Annotated in this window: 14 protein-coding genes; 6 read left to right on the top strand and 8 right to left on the bottom strand. The window is 64.4% G+C overall.

The window, feature by feature from the left end:
- The first annotated feature begins 90 nt into the window (after nucleotides 1-90).
- Nucleotides 91-972: a glutathione-dependent disulfide-bond oxidoreductase gene (yghU, locus tag RX327_RS13460; RefSeq protein ID WP_317250549.1), complete on the top strand. Its 882-nt coding sequence runs from the start codon at nucleotides 91-93 to the stop codon at nucleotides 970-972.
- Nucleotides 973-1123: 151 nt separating this feature from the next.
- Here yghU and RX327_RS13465 read toward each other — a convergent pair whose 3' ends face one another.
- From RX327_RS13465 to RX327_RS13485, 5 genes are all read right to left on the bottom strand, one after another.
- Nucleotides 1124-1399 (bottom strand): GNAT family N-acetyltransferase, encoded by a 276-nt coding sequence (locus RX327_RS13465; RefSeq protein WP_050386047.1) that lies wholly within the window; start codon nucleotides 1397-1399, stop codon nucleotides 1124-1126.
- Nucleotides 1400-1412: 13 nt separating this feature from the next.
- The gene (locus tag RX327_RS13470; protein WP_317250551.1) at nucleotides 1413-2030 is read right to left on the bottom strand and encodes a flavin reductase family protein; all 618 of its coding nucleotides are present in this window, start codon (nucleotides 2028-2030) and stop codon (nucleotides 1413-1415) included.
- A 286-nt stretch (nucleotides 2031-2316) separates the two neighbouring features.
- Nucleotides 2317-3591 (bottom strand): acyl-CoA dehydrogenase family protein, encoded by a 1275-nt coding sequence (locus RX327_RS13475; RefSeq protein WP_317250552.1) that lies wholly within the window; start codon nucleotides 3589-3591, stop codon nucleotides 2317-2319.
- 175 nt (nucleotides 3592-3766) lie between these two features.
- Nucleotides 3767-4144 carry a VOC family protein gene (locus tag RX327_RS13480; protein ID WP_317250553.1) on the bottom strand — a complete coding sequence of 126 codons (378 nt, stop codon included), beginning with the start codon at nucleotides 4142-4144 and terminating at the stop codon, nucleotides 3767-3769.
- A 414-nt stretch (nucleotides 4145-4558) separates the two neighbouring features.
- Complete coding sequence (locus tag RX327_RS13485) at nucleotides 4559-5341, bottom strand: SDR family oxidoreductase (RefSeq protein WP_317250554.1); 783 nt, start codon at nucleotides 5339-5341, stop codon at nucleotides 4559-4561.
- Between the two features lie 152 nt (nucleotides 5342-5493).
- Here RX327_RS13485 and RX327_RS13490 point away from each other — a divergent pair, with 152 nt between their 5' ends.
- The 3 genes from RX327_RS13490 to RX327_RS13500 are packed head-to-tail and all read left to right on the top strand — an operon-like array spanning nucleotide 5494 to nucleotide 7644.
- A complete protein-coding gene (locus tag RX327_RS13490) occupies nucleotides 5494-6285 on the top strand; it encodes an enoyl-CoA hydratase/isomerase (RefSeq protein ID WP_317250555.1) in 792 nt (263 codons plus the stop codon).
- Complete coding sequence (locus RX327_RS13495) at nucleotides 6282-7268, top strand: phosphotransferase family protein (RefSeq protein ID WP_317250556.1); 987 nt, start codon at nucleotides 6282-6284, stop codon at nucleotides 7266-7268. Before RX327_RS13490 ends, RX327_RS13495 begins: the two co-directional genes overlap by 4 nt.
- Nucleotide 7269: 1 nt before the next feature.
- Complete coding sequence (locus tag RX327_RS13500) at nucleotides 7270-7644, top strand: DUF6285 domain-containing protein (RefSeq protein WP_317250557.1); 375 nt, start codon at nucleotides 7270-7272, stop codon at nucleotides 7642-7644.
- Between the two features lie 223 nt (nucleotides 7645-7867).
- Here the strand turns inward: RX327_RS13500 and RX327_RS13505 are convergent, their stop codons facing one another.
- On the bottom strand, nucleotides 7868-8647 hold the full coding sequence (locus RX327_RS13505; RefSeq protein ID WP_317250558.1) for an enoyl-CoA hydratase-related protein: 780 nt from the start codon (nucleotides 8645-8647) through the stop codon (nucleotides 7868-7870).
- Between the two features lie 220 nt (nucleotides 8648-8867).
- Between RX327_RS13505 and RX327_RS13510 the strand changes: the two genes are divergently transcribed.
- Together RX327_RS13510 and RX327_RS13515 are read left to right on the top strand one after the other, a co-directional pair.
- A complete protein-coding gene (locus tag RX327_RS13510) occupies nucleotides 8868-10142 on the top strand; it encodes an acyl-CoA dehydrogenase family protein (protein ID WP_317250559.1) in 1275 nt (424 codons plus the stop codon).
- A 15-nt stretch (nucleotides 10143-10157) separates the two neighbouring features.
- Nucleotides 10158-10637 carry a GFA family protein gene (locus RX327_RS13515; RefSeq protein ID WP_050386052.1) on the top strand — a complete coding sequence of 160 codons (480 nt, stop codon included), beginning with the start codon at nucleotides 10158-10160 and terminating at the stop codon, nucleotides 10635-10637.
- A 48-nt stretch (nucleotides 10638-10685) separates the two neighbouring features.
- Here RX327_RS13515 and RX327_RS13520 read toward each other — a convergent pair whose 3' ends face one another.
- Both RX327_RS13520 and RX327_RS13525 read right to left on the bottom strand, forming a co-directional pair.
- A complete protein-coding gene (locus RX327_RS13520; protein WP_317250560.1) occupies nucleotides 10686-12266 on the bottom strand; it encodes a fatty acid--CoA ligase in 1581 nt (526 codons plus the stop codon).
- Nucleotides 12267-12518: 252 nt separating this feature from the next.
- Nucleotides 12519-13394, bottom strand: coding sequence for an SDR family oxidoreductase (locus tag RX327_RS13525; protein WP_317250561.1), 876 nt, complete (start codon nucleotides 13392-13394; stop codon nucleotides 12519-12521).
- Between the last annotated feature and the right edge of the window lie 90 nt (nucleotides 13395-13484).

Raw genomic sequence — 13484 nt, forward strand, 5'->3', positions numbered from 1 at the left:
CCGAGCGAGCCCACCATCTAGTGCGGACATGGGGATGGGCACGGCGGCCGCCGCGCCACCTGGCAAGAACATGAATCGGGAGCCAACGACGTGAATGACATTCCTGCCTACGTGCCGCCCAAAGTCTGGACCTGGAACAAGGAGAATGGCGGGCAGTTCGCCAGCATCAATCGCCCCATTGCCGGCCCGACCCACGAGAAGGAGCTGCCGGTCGGCAAGCATCCCTTGCAGCTCTATTCGCTGGCGACGCCGAACGGGGTGAAGGTGACGGTGATGCTGGAGGAGCTTTTGGCGCTCGGCCACAAGGGCGCTGAATACGACGCCTGGCTGATCAAGATCGGCAACGGCGATCAGTTCGGCAGCGGCTTCGTCGATATCAATCCGAACTCGAAAATCCCGGCACTGATGGACCGCAGCGGGAAGGAGCCCATCAGGGTATTCGAGTCGGGCTCGATCCTGGTTTATCTGGCTGAAAAATTCGGCGCGTTCCTGCCGACCGACGTCAAGTCCCGTGCCGAAACCTTCTCCTGGCTGTTCTGGCAGATGGGCAGCGCGCCGTATCTCGGCGGCGGCTTCGGCCATTTCTACGCCTATGCGCCGTTCAAGATCGAATACGCCATCGATCGTTTCGCGATGGAAGTCAAACGCCAGCTCGACGTGCTCGACCGCCGCCTCGCCGACAACGAATATCTCGCGGGCAAGGAATACACCATCGCCGACATCGCGGTGTGGCCCTGGTACGGCGCGCTCGCCAAGGGGCTGGTCTATGGCGCCGGCGAATTCCTCTCGGTGCAGGACTACAAGAACGTGCAGCGCTGGACCGACCAGATCGCCAAGCGTCCGGCCGTGAAGCGCGGCCGCATGGTCAACCGCATCTCCGGCGATCCCGCCAGCCAGCTCCACGAACGCCACGACGCCAGCGATTTCGAGACCAGGACACAGGACAAGCTCGGCGAGCCGGTGGCGTCTTAGCATCGCCGACTGCCGTCGGCCCGCCCGTGAAACTCGTCATGCCCGGCCTTGTGCCGGGCATCCACGTTTCTTGACGAGCCGCAAAGACGTGGATGGCCGGGACAAGCCCGGCCATGACGAGAAGACACGCTTTGCTAACCTGCCCTACGCCTTAGCCCAGCAAATCGTCATACTCCGGATGCTTCTTCATGAAGCCCTGGATGAATTCGCATTTCACGACGAGCTTGATGCCCTGCGCACGCACGGCGTCGAGTGTCGCGCGTGCGAGCTTGGAGCCGATGCCGCGGCCGCCGAGCTCCGGCGGAACTTCGGTATGAACCAGCGTGATCGTGTCCGGCGTCTTGCGGTAGACCACGAAGGCGGTTGAGCCGTCGACGGCGAGCTCGAACCGGCTCTGCGCTTCGTTGTCGCGGAATGTTTCGCTCATTGTCTTGTCCTCGTCATTTCGTCTTTGCACCCTCCGCCGCCGGAAACACCACGCGATCATCGGTGCGGCAATAGCGGTCGGCGAACATGCGGCCGATCGGGTGATAGCGCTCCATGTGCACCCGCATCGTCTCGGGATCCCAGAGTTCGTCGCGGATGTGAAAGTGGATGCCTTCGCCCATGATCAGGCGGCGATCATCGTTGACGTCGATCAGCTTCCAGAGCTTGCACTCCATCGCCCACGGCGTGTCGGCCAGCCGCGGCACCGCGATGCTGGTGGATGGCGCCAGCTTCAGGCCGAGATACTCGGGCTCGCCGATCTCGGGCGGGAAGTCGCCCGAGGTCTCATGCATCGCGCGCGCCAGCGGCTCGTCGGTCAGGTTGACCACGAATTCGCCGAGACGCTGGATGTTGACCAGGGTGTCCTTCTCGCGGCCGTCGGGCTTGCGGTTCGCCGCGAACATGCAGAGCGGTGGATCCTCGCAGAAGGCGTTGAAGAACGAGAACGGTGCGGCATTGACCACGCCGTCCGCGCTCGTGCTCGTCACCCAGGCGATGGGCCGCGGCAGCACGAAGGAGGTCAGCACCTTGTAGCGTTCGCGCTGGGTGAGGTCGCTTGGGGCGAATTCCATGGGATGTCCGAAAACGGAGGGCGGGTTAGGGGAGCGTAACCCGCCGCGACCGGACAGCAAAGTAAAAGGCGGGACACGCTCGCGCGAACCCGCCTTGCAGACTTGCTTGTTTATTCCTTGGAGCGCTCTTCCCTTACCTCGCCGCGCCTGCGGGGAGAGGTCGGATCGCATCGTTAGATGCGATTCGGGTGAAGGGTTCTCCGCGAGTTCAGCATTCACCGCCCCGTGCAGGGGAGCCCCTCATCCCAACCTTCTCCCCGCAAGCGGGGAGAAGGAGAAGAAGCGACTACGCCATGCTCAGCTCGTGCCGGCCGACCACCATCCAATGCACCTCGTCCGGACCGTCGGCGAAGCGCAGGTGGCGCACGTCCTGGTACATTTCGGCGAGCGGGGTCCAGTGCGAGATGCCGGTGGCGCCATGCATCTGGATCGCCTGATCGATGATCTTGCAGGCGCGCTCCGGCACCATGGCCTTGACCATGGAGACCCAGACGCGGGCCTCCTTGTTGCCGAGCACGTCCATCGCCTTGGCGGCCTTCAGCACCATCAGCCGCATCGCCTCGATCTCGCAGCGCGCCTGCGCGATGATCTGCATGTTGCCGCCGAGATGGGCGATCTTCTTGCCGAAGGCTTCGCGGGTGAGGCCACGCTGTACCATGAGGTCGAGCGCCTTCTCGGCCTTGCCGATGGTGCGCATGCAGTGATGGATGCGGCCCGGTCCGAGGCGGAGCTGCGAGATCTCGAAGCCGCGGCCTTCGCCGAGCAGGATGTTCTCCTTCGGCACCCGCACATTGTTGAAGCGCATGTGCATGTGGCCGCGCGGGGCGTGGTCCTGGCCGAACACATACATGGGGCCGAGCACCTCGACGCCGGGCGTGTCGCGCGGCACCAGGATCTGCGACTGCTGCTTGCTCGGCGCTGCATCCGGGTTGGTCTTCACCATCACGATCAGGATCTTGCAACGGGGATCGCCGACACCTGAGATGTAGTATTTCTCGCCGTTGATGACCCATTCGTCGCCGACGAGCTTGGCCGTGGTCGAGATGTTCTTGGCGTCGGAGGAGGCGACGTTCGGCTCGGTCATGACATAGGCCGAGCGGATCTCGCCATTGAGTAGCGGCTTCAGCCACTTCTCCTTCTGCTCCTTGGTGCCGACGCGCTCCAGCACTTCCATGTTGCCGGTGTCGGGCGCGGAGCAGTTCATGGTCTCGGAGGCCAGCGGGCTCTTGCCGAGCTCGGCCGCGATATAGGCGTAGTCGAGATTCTTCAGGCCCTGGCCGGTCTCGTCATCGGGCAGGAAGAAGTTCCAGAGACCTTCCTGCTTGGCCTTGTTCTTGGCCTTCTCCAGCACCTCGAGCTGCTTCGGCGTGAAGCTCCAGCGGTTGGTCTTCTTCTCGCCGGCGCGATAGAACTCGACCGACATCGGGTCGACCGTGTCGCGGATGAACTGCTTCACATGGTCATAGAGCGGGCGGACCTTGTCCGACATGCGCAGGTCATTGAGCTCGTCGCCCGGATTGAGCGTGTAGTTCGTGGTGCGCGGCACATAGGCATGCTTCATTTTCTTTTCTCCCTCGCGAAGGCGCGTTTCGCGGCGGACAATAGACGCGTGCGACGCGAAGCGCGAGTACCGATTTTCCGATCACCTCTACCGCATCGTGGAATTTCGCGACGGCGTTTCAAACGTTGTTTGAACGCCGCCGCGTACAGCGTGAAAAGATTCCGGCGGGCGCCGGTCAGCTCATCCGGTGCATCGCGCAGATCTTGTTGCCGTCGAGGTCGCGCAGATAGGCGAGATAGAGCTTGCCGCCAGACCCTTCCCGTACGCCCGGCGGGTCCTCGCAAGGCTTGCCGCCATTGGCGATGCCGGCGGCGTGCCAGGCGTCGACCTGCTCCGGGGAGCTGCAGGCAAAGCCGATCGTGCCGCCATTCGCGCAGGTCGCCGGTTCGCCGTTGATCGGCTTCGAGACCGAGAACACGCCGGTCTTGGTGATGTAGAAGATGCGATGGCCGTCGACCCTGGCCGGCCGGACCTCGAGCGTGCTCAGCAGCGCATCATAGAACGCCTTGGCCTTGTCCAGATCGTTGGTGCCAACCATCACGTGTGAAAACATCTGAAATATCCTCCCTGCCTGTTTAAAAGCCGCCTCATTGCGTCCCTTGCGGCTCAAACGCTAGCAGCAGTTCTGCCGGGACGGAAGCGACGCGGCGTCGCGCGGTTACACTCTCCACTCGTCGTTCCGGGCTCGCGCCAAGATGCGCGCCCCCAGGTGCGCTTTCCTGCGCCCTGTGTGAGAGGAGGGCAAGTAAACGCAAGACTCGGACTCAGCGGCGCCGCGAGGATACGGATGTATGATTCAGAACTGGCGCAAAAAACTCGATGTCGTCCCGGCGAAGGCCGGGACCCATAACCACCGATGTCATTTGTGGTGCGATGCCGGTACGACGAATCCCGTTCACAACACCCGCCGCGGCGTATGGGTCCCGGCCTTCGCCGGGACGACACCGTTGATGCGGGAAGGGCTGGGCTAGAACGCCGTGTACCCGCCGTCGATCACAAAGCAATCCGCGGTGTGATACGACGACGCCTTGCTCATCAGATACACCGCGATGCCGCCGAAATCCGATGCCTCGCCGAAGCGCCGCATCGGAATCCGCGGCATGACGTTGGCGACGAACTTGTCGTTGGCCATGAGTCCTGCCGTCATGTCGCTCTTGATCCACCCCGGCAGGATCGCATTCGCGGTGACTCCGTGGCGCGCCAGCTCGACGCCGAGTGCGCGGCACAGCGCGTTCAGCGCCGCTTTGGTGCCGGCATAGTGCTCGTTGCGCGCGGTGCCGAACAGCGAGGCGAGGCTCGAGGTCGCGACCAGCCGGCCGAACTTGTCACCGGCCTCGGCGCGGTCGGTCATGTGGCGTGCCGCGGCCTGGAAGGCGTGGAACACGCCGTCCAGATTGGTCGCGAACATCGTGCGCCATTCCTCCTCGGTGCGCTCGATGAAGGAGCGTCGGCCGCCGCCGCCGATGCCGGCATTGGCGAAGCAGCCGTCGACCCGGCCGAAAATGTCGAGCGTCGCCTTCATCGCGGAATTGACCGAGGCGGAATCGCTGACGTCGCAGAATTGCGTCGCGACCTTGCCGGGGCCGGCCTTCATCGAGGCCGCGGCGTTGGCGTTTTTTTCCGCGTTGCGCCCCCAGATCGAGACGTTGCAGCCTTGGGCCGCGAGCGCCTGCGCGATGCCGAGCCCGATGCCGCCATTGCCGCCGGTGATCACGGCCACGCGGCCGGAGAGGTCGAAAATGCCACTCATTGGGGTTTCCATTTGGTTTGGTGCGCGCTAATCACGCGTTCACGGATGGGCTTGCCGCCGACCATGGACAAGCCCGGCACAAAAATCAAATATGGGTCGAAGGATCGACCTACCGCGGTACCAAACCGGCGAAACAACGTGAAGAGGAAACCATGCAGTTCAAACACGTCACGCTCGATTTCGATGGCGCGGTCGCGATCCTCAAGCTCGACCATCAGGAGGTGATGAACGCGGTCTCCGTGGACATGCTGGGCGGTCTCGCCGAGGCGCTCGATGCGATCGAGGAGAAGAAGGACGAGGTGCGCTGCGTGGTGCTGACCGGCGCGGGCCGCGCGTTCTGCACCGGTGCGAATCTCCAGGGCCGCAACCAGCAGAAGCCCGGCAAGAGCAATGCCGGCGCGGCGCTAGAGACCGCGTTCCATCCGTTCCTGCGCCGATTGCGTAAGCTGCACTGTCCGATCGTCACCGCGGTCAACGGTCCCGCCGCCGGCGCCGGCATGAGCTTCGCGCTGCTTGGCGACATGATCCTGTGCGCGCGCTCGTCCTATTTCCTGCAAGCCTTCCGTCGCATCGGGCTCGTGCCGGATTGCGGCTCGACCTGGCTCCTGCCGCGTCTCGTCGGCCGGGCGCGCTCGATCGAATTGTCGCTGATGGGGGAGCGGCTGCCGGCGGAGAAGGCGCTGGAATGGGGCCTCGTCAACCGCGTCTACGATGACGGCGTGCTGATGGAGGAGGCGATGAAGCTCGCGCGCGAGCTCGCCAGCGGCCCGACGATCGCTTTGTCGCTGATCCGCAAGCTCTATTGGGACAGCCCGGAAAATTCCTTCGAGGATCAGCTCAATCTCGAATTCGAGTCGCAGCGCCTTGCCGGTAGCGCCGAGGATTTCAAGGAAGGTGTCACCGCGTTTCTCGAGAAGCGTCCCGCGCAGTTCAAGGGCAAATGATCGAGGCCGAACTCTCCCGCAGCGTCGCCTCGTTTCATCCGGGCGCAACCGGCGTCACCGGTGCCGCAAAGCTCTCCGGCGGCGCCAGCCAGGAGACCTGGACGTTCGATATCGTGCACCCGAACGGCACTATCGGCGCGATCCTGCGCCGCGCGCCGCCGGGCTACGGTGCCGCGCCGGGCCGCGCCGCCGGCCTCGATGCCGAGGCGACGCTGATGCAGCTCGCGCATGACGCGGGCCTGCCATCGCCGAAGGTGATGCATGTCTTGAGGCCGGAGGACGGCCTTGGCCGCGGCTTCATCATGGCGCGGGTCGAGGGCGAGACCATCGCGCGGAAAATTTTGCGCGACGAGGAATTTGCCGGTGCACGGCCGATCCTCGCCCGCCAGCTCGGCCGCGTCATCGCCGGCATCCATGGCCTGCCGCAGGCCAAACTGCCGAAGCTGCGCAGCCTGACCGCAACCCGGGAGATCGAGGATCTCGCCCGCGAGTATCACAGCTTCAACTGGCCGCGCCCGGTGTTCGAGCTGGCGCTGCGCTGGCTGCGCGACCACGATCCCGGTCCCGCGGCCGAGACCACGCTGGTGCATGGCGATTTCCGCAACGGCAATCTCATCATCGGCGCGGACGGTGTGCGCGCCGTGCTCGACTGGGAGCTCGCCCATCTCGGCGATCCCATGGAGGATCTCGGCTGGGTCTGTGTGAACTCCTGGCGCTTCGGGGAGATCGACAAGCCGGTCGGCGGTTTCGGCACACGCGAGGAGCTGTTCGCGGGCTATGAGGCCGCAGGCCGAAAGGTCGATCCCGCGCGCGTGAAATTCTGGGAAGTGATGGGCACGCTGCGCTGGGGCATCATGTGCGGCGGCATGATGCAGCGATTCCGAAGCGGCCCGGATCACTCGATGGAGCGCGCGATGATCGGGCGGCGCGCGTCGGAAACCGAGATCGATCTGCTTAGGCTACTCGCACCGAGAGGTCGTTGAGATGCAGGACGAACCGACACCCACCGAACTGATCAAGGCCGTCGCCGATTTCCTGCGCAGCGAGATCGCGCCCGCGATCAAGGGGCACAACGGCTTCAAGCTGCGCGTCGGCATCAACGCGCTCGACCTGGTGACGCGGCAGCTCGCGCTCGCCGAGGCCGGTGATGCGACCGAAGCTGCGCGGCTGAGGCAATTGTTGGGCACCGACGGGACGCTGATGGAGCTGAACCGCGTGCTGTCGGAGAAGATCGCGGGTGGCGAGGTCGATCTGAAAACGCCCGGGCTTTCGGAGCATCTGTGGGCGACCACGATGGACAAGCTCGCCGTCGATCAGCCGAGCTACGCGTCCTACAAGCGGGAGCTGGCGACCAAGTAGGATTGGTAGAGCGAAGCGAAACCCATCACGACACGCGAATGACGCTGATGGGTATCGCGGCGCTCAACAGGCCGCGATACATCCGACGTCGTCCCGGCGCAGGCCGGGACCCATTACCACAAATATCGGGTGTTGCGCACGGCCGGAACGACGATCCCGTTCACAACACTGGCCGCCGAGTATGGGTCCCGGCCTTCGCCGGGACGACGAGTGGACAGAGCGATTACCGCCCGAGCCATTTCGGCGGCCGTTTCTCCGAGAACGCCTTCGGGCCCTCGATGTAGTCCTGCGAGGCGACCATCGCCTTCACGGCCGGATAGTCCCGCTGCTCCGCGATCGCCTGCTCCAGCGACACGCCAAGCCCCTTCTGGATCGCCTGCTTCGAGGCCCGGATCGACATCGGCGAATTCTTGGCGATCATCTCGGCCCAGCGCAGCGCGCCCGCGAGCGCCTCGCCCTGCGGCACCACCTCGTTGACAAAGCCGAGCTCGAGCCCTTCCTTGGCGCCGACATGGCGCGCGGTGAGGATCATGCCCATGGCGCGCTTGAGCCCGATCTGCCGCGGCAGGCGGTGCAGGCCGCCGGCGAGGGCGGCGAGGCCGACGCGCGGCTCCGGCAGGGCGAAGGTCGCGTTCTCCGACGCAATGATCAGGTCGCACGCCAGCGCGATCTCGAAGCCGCCGCCCATCGCAACGCCATTCACCGCAGCGATGATCGGCTTGTCGCAGTCGAACCGCGAGGTGAGGCCGGCAAAGCCGCCCTTGTCCCAGCCGCGCTTGCCACCCGCCGCCTGCCACTTCAGGTCGTTGCCGGCGCAGAACGCCTTGTCGCCGCTGCCTGTGACGATCGCGATCCACTGCTCGGGGTCGGCGGAGAAATCGTCAAACACCTTCTGAAGCTCGAAATGCGCATCGGTGTGCAGCGCGTTGTAGACCTCGGGCCGCGACAGCGTGACGATCGTGATCGGTCCCTTGCGTTCCACCTTGGAAAATTTCAGCTCCATGTATGCTCCCGTCGATTTTCTGCGGCGAAGAATATTGCTGATATCCTAGCGCCTGCGCGTCGTTCCGTGCCATCCAATTACGCAAGGCGACCGCGCGTGCAAGCCTCGCTCGCCTGCTTGACTTGGCGACAGGCTTCTCACCTTAATCGACCCGAACGCGGATACGCGACAGCGTCTAGACGCAAAATCAGAATCAACAATATTTCCGGGAGAGACCGCCTTGGATTTCAATCTGCCGGCTGACCTGACAGCCTATCTCGGAGAGCTCGACCGTTTCATCGAACGCGAGATCAAGCCGCTGGAGGAGGCCGACGACAACATCCGTTTCTTCGACCACCGCCGCGAATGGGCACGTACTGATTTCGAGAATGGCGGCCTGCCGCGCCACGAATGGGAAGCGCTGCTGCGCAAGGCCAAGGATCTCGCCGACGCTGCCGGCCATCTGCGTTTTCCGGTACCGAAGCAATATGGCGGCAAGGACGGGTCCAACCTCTGGATGGCGGTGATCCGCGAGCACTTCGCCGCGAAGGGGCTTGGCCTGCACAACGATCTCCAGAACGAGCACTCCATCGTCGGCAATTTCCCCGTCGTCACCATGCTCGACCGCTACGGCCGCGACGACCAGAAGGCGATGATCGACGGTTCGATCAAGGGCAAGTACCGCATCACCTTCGGCCTCACCGAGCCGCATCACGGCTCGGACGCGACCCACATGGAAACGCGCGCGGAGCCGGCCACCCGCGACAACGTCAAGGGCTGGATCATCAACGGCGAGAAGATGTGGACCACCGGGATGCACGTCGCCACGCACTGCGCGCTGTTCGCGCGCACCAGCGGCAATGACGGCGATGCCCGCGGCATCACTTGCTTCCTGGTCCCGGCCAAGCAGCCCGGTGTCAAGGTCGAAGAATACATGTGGACCTTCAACATGCCGACCGATCATCCCCGCGTCAGCTTCACCGACGTCTTCGTTCCGGAGGATGCGCTGTTCGGCGAGGTCGGCCGCGGCCTGTCGCTGGCGCAGTGCTTCGTGCACCAGAACCGCATCCGCCAGGCGGCCAGCTCGCTGGGCGCTGCGGTCTATTGCATCAACGAGAGCGTCAAATACGCGCGCGAGCGAAAGCCGTTCGGCAGGGCGCTCGCGGAGAACCAGGCGATCCAGTTCCCGCTGGTCGAGCTCGCGACGCAAGCCGAGATGCTGCGCCTTCTGATCCGCAAGACCGCCTGGGAGATGGACCAACTCACCGAGGAGCAGATCGAGCGTACGCTCTCCGACCGCGTTTCGATGTGCAACTACTGGGCAAACCGCCTTTGCTGCGAATCCGCCGATCGCGCCATGCAGGTCCATGGCGGCATGGGCTATTCACGCCACAAGCCGTTCGAGCACATCTACCGCCACCACCGGCGATATCGCATCACCGAAGGCAGCGAGGAAATCCAGATGCGGAAAGTGGCGGGATTCCTGTTCGGTTATATGGGAGCCGGCAAGCACTAACGCAGAGGAGGCGGCATGAGCATCGAAGGTGGATGCACCTGCAGAAACGTCCGCTACCGCCTGACCGGCAGGCCGCTGATCGTGCACGCCTGCCACTGCACCTGGTGCCAGCGCGAGACCGGCACGGTGCACGCGCTCAACGCGATGTACGAGGCCGAGCGGGTCGAGCACATCGCGGCCGAGCCCGAGATCGTCGACACGCCGTCGGCGAGCGGAAAGGGGCAGAAGATCGCGCGCTGCCCCATCTGCAAGGTCGCGGTGTGGAGCAATTATCCGGGCGCGGGACCGGCGGTGCGCTTTGTCCGCGTCGGCACACTGGACGATCCGGGCCAGTGCCCGCCGGATGCGCACATCTTCACCTCCTCGAAGCAGCCCTGGGTGACGTTCCCGCCGGGCGCAAAAGTATTCGCCGAGTATTACGATCGGAAAGAGGTCTGGCCGAAAGAGGCGCAGGAGCGGTGGCGCACGATGCGGGAGAAGATGAAGAAGACGTGATGACTCTCTCCATTGTCGTCGCGGCGAAGGCCGGGACGACAGAGGAGGCTAATTCACCTGCCGGTCCTTGCCCGCCCAGTACGGTTCGCGCAGGCTCCGCCGCAGGATCTTGCCCGACGGGTTGCGCGGCAGCGTCGGGATGAAGTCGACCGATTTCGGCGTCTTGTAGCCGGCGATGCGCTCGCGGGTGAAGTTGATGATGTCCGTGGCGCTTGCTTCCTTGCCGGGCTTCATCACCACCACCGCCTTCACCGCCTCGCCCCATTTGTCGTCGGGCACGCCGATCACGGCGGCCTCGGCGACATCGGGATGATCGCACAGCGCGCTCTCGACCTCGGCCGGGTAGATGTTCTCGCCGCCAGAGATGATCATGTCCTTGATGCGGTCGTGGATGTAGAGATAGCCGTCCTCGTCCATGTAGCCGGCATCGCCCGTGCGCAGCCAGCCGTCACTGCGCAACGTCGCCGCGGTTGCCTCCGGCAAATTCCAGTAGCCCGCCATGTTCGAGCCCGAGCGCGTCGCGATCTCGCCGACCTGGCGCGGCGGCAGCGGCTTGCCGTCCACGTCCAAGATCGCGATCTCGACGCCCGGCAGCGCCTTGCCGGCCGAGCGCATCCGCTCGAGCCCCTCGACGTGATCCTCCGGCGGCAGCGCCACGATCGTTCCTGTCGTCTCGGTCATGCCGTACATCTGCACGAAGCCGCATTTGAAGACCTCGATGCACTCCTTCAGCAGCGCCGCCGGGATCGGGGAGGCGCCGTAGAGCATGTATTTCAGCCGCGAGAAATCCACCGTCCTGGCGCGCGGCTGCCGCACCACGAACTGCATCGCCGCCGGCACCATGAACAGCTTCGTGATGCCCGACTGCTCGAAGAAATCCAGAACCTTGGTCGGATCGAATTCGCGCGCGATCACGCCGCGGGCGCCATGATAGAGCCCCATCACGCCCCAGCCGGAGCCGCCGATGTGGAAGATCGGCATCGCGACCAGCGAGACGTCGTCGGTCGACCACCGGTTCCACTCGGGCTTGTCCTCGGCATTGCCCGTCTGCACCAGGTTGAGGAAGTTTGCATGCGACAGCATCGCGCCCTTCGGCTTGCCCGTCGTGCCCGAGGTGTAGAGCTGGATCGCAATGTCCCTCGTGTCGATCGGCACCCTCGGGTCGTCGCCACTCTGCGCATCGCGCCACGCGACGAAGTCGGGCCATTCCGGCGCGCCGCCCTCGGTCGTGATGATGGCCCGGACGCTCGGCAGCTTGTCGCGGATGTTGCGCGCCTGCGTGATGAATTCGGGCCCGACGAACAGCACCGGCGCCCTGCAGTCTTCGACGATGAAGGCGACTTCGGGCCCTGCGAGCCGCCAGTTCACCGGCGCCATCACGACGCCGGCTTTCATCGCGCCCATCAGCAGCTCGAAATAGAGATCGCTGTTCTTGCCGAGATAGGCGATACGATCGCCCTTCTTCACGCCGATCGCGATCAGGGCGTTGGCGACCTTGTTGGTCGTGACGTCGAACTCGGCAAAGCTGGTAGTGCGCCCTTCGAATTCATAGGCGATGGCGTTGCCGCGGCTCTTCGCGCGCTCGCGCACCATGTCGGCGAGGTTGGTCAGTTTCGGCGCGTCGGACATGTTTCCCCCGTGACGTCTTGTTTTGGTTGCGCCGAGTGTGGCGGCATCGCGCGGGAAAAACAATACGGAGGGTTGTGCACGATCCATCCACACCGTCGTCCCGGGCAAGCGAAGCGCGACCCGGGACCCATAACCACGGGATCGAGTTGTCGAGCGCGCTGTGGCCCCAGCGTGCTCGGTAGCTTTGAGCGGTGGTTATGGGTCCCTGCTTTCGCAGGGACGACAGCGGCGTTTGTTGCGCGAGCCGTTGCTTCAGCCCCGCGCCGCGCGATCCTTCTCGTTCTGCGCCTTGATCGACTCGCGCGCCTTGGTCCAGTCGTCGTCGCTCCAGTCGCGGAGCTGGTAGAAATTGCCGCCCATGGCGAGCGCCTGGGCGCCGTCCATGGCGATAGTCTCGCCGTTGATCCAGTCGCAGCCGCCGGAGATCAGGAACACCGCGAGGTTCTGCAGTTCCTCCATGGTGCCGACGCGGCCCATCGGGTTCATCGCCTTGGTGCGCGCGCCGGCTTCATCGCCCGGCTTGATGCGCTTGCTCATGCCCTCGGTCGGGATCTCGCCGGGTGCGATGGTGTTGAGGCGGATACCGTAGCGGCCCCATTCGGTCGCCAGCGACATCGTCATGGCGTGGATCGCCGACTTGCTCATCGCCGACGGCACCACATAGGGGGAGCCGTTGCGCACCCAGGTCACGGTGATGGAGACGACGTTGCCGGGCTGCTTCAAAGCGATCCAGCGCTTGCCCACGGCATGCGTCACGTAGAACGTGCCGTGCATGACGATGTTGGCGACCGCATCGAAGCCGCGCGGCGACAGCTCCTCGGTGCGCGAGATGAAATTGCCGGCGGCGTTGTTGATGAGGTCGGTCAGCGGGCCGCTGGTGGTCCAGATCGCCTCGATCATCTCGTCGACGGCCATGGCGTTGCGGATATCGACGCCGTGGCTGACCACGCGCCCGCCATGCTCGGCCATCAGCTCGGTGGCGGTTTCATCGCAGACGCTCTTGCGGCGGCCGCAGATATGCACCTCCGCTCCGAGCTGCAGGAACCGTGAGGCCATGGACTTGCCGAGACCGGTGCCACCACCGGTTACCAGTATGCGCCGCCCGGCAAGAAGCTGATCAGAGAACATCGTTTCCTCCACGGGGGTTGTCAGTTAATTGGTCGATTGACTAAAAGCGGACAACGGCCTTTCTGTAAAGCGCCAACAAGGAACAGCGGA

This window comes from Bradyrhizobium sp. BEA-2-5 (assembly GCF_032918025.1).
GTDB lineage: Bacteria > Pseudomonadota > Alphaproteobacteria > Rhizobiales > Xanthobacteraceae > Bradyrhizobium > Bradyrhizobium pachyrhizi.

What these genes read in the sequence shown, in the direction of transcription:
- RX327_RS13490 (WP_317250555.1), top strand. Translation starts at nt 5,494, where the DNA reads ATGCAGTTCAAACACGTCACGCTCGATTTCGATGGCGCGGTCGCGATC.
- RX327_RS13520 (WP_317250560.1), bottom strand. Translation starts at nt 12,266, where the DNA reads ATGTCCGACGCGCCGAAACTGACCAACCTCGCCGACATGGTGCGCGAG.
- RX327_RS13475 (WP_317250552.1), bottom strand. Translation starts at nt 3,591, where the DNA reads ATGAAGCATGCCTATGTGCCGCGCACCACGAACTACACGCTCAATCCG.
- RX327_RS13505 (WP_317250558.1), bottom strand. Translation starts at nt 8,647, where the DNA reads ATGGAGCTGAAATTTTCCAAGGTGGAACGCAAGGGACCGATCACGATC.
- RX327_RS13485 (WP_317250554.1), bottom strand. Translation starts at nt 5,341, where the DNA reads ATGAGTGGCATTTTCGACCTCTCCGGCCGCGTGGCCGTGATCACCGGC.
- RX327_RS13500 (WP_317250557.1), top strand. Translation starts at nt 7,270, where the DNA reads ATGCAGGACGAACCGACACCCACCGAACTGATCAAGGCCGTCGCCGAT.
- RX327_RS13515 (WP_050386052.1), top strand. Translation starts at nt 10,158, where the DNA reads ATGAGCATCGAAGGTGGATGCACCTGCAGAAACGTCCGCTACCGCCTG.
- RX327_RS13495 (WP_317250556.1), top strand. Translation starts at nt 6,282, where the DNA reads ATGATCGAGGCCGAACTCTCCCGCAGCGTCGCCTCGTTTCATCCGGGC.
- RX327_RS13465 (WP_050386047.1), bottom strand. Translation starts at nt 1,399, where the DNA reads ATGAGCGAAACATTCCGCGACAACGAAGCGCAGAGCCGGTTCGAGCTC.
- RX327_RS13525 (WP_317250561.1), bottom strand. Translation starts at nt 13,394, where the DNA reads ATGTTCTCTGATCAGCTTCTTGCCGGGCGGCGCATACTGGTAACCGGT.
- RX327_RS13480 (WP_317250553.1), bottom strand. Translation starts at nt 4,144, where the DNA reads ATGTTTTCACACGTGATGGTTGGCACCAACGATCTGGACAAGGCCAAG.
- RX327_RS13470 (WP_317250551.1), bottom strand. Translation starts at nt 2,030, where the DNA reads ATGGAATTCGCCCCAAGCGACCTCACCCAGCGCGAACGCTACAAGGTG.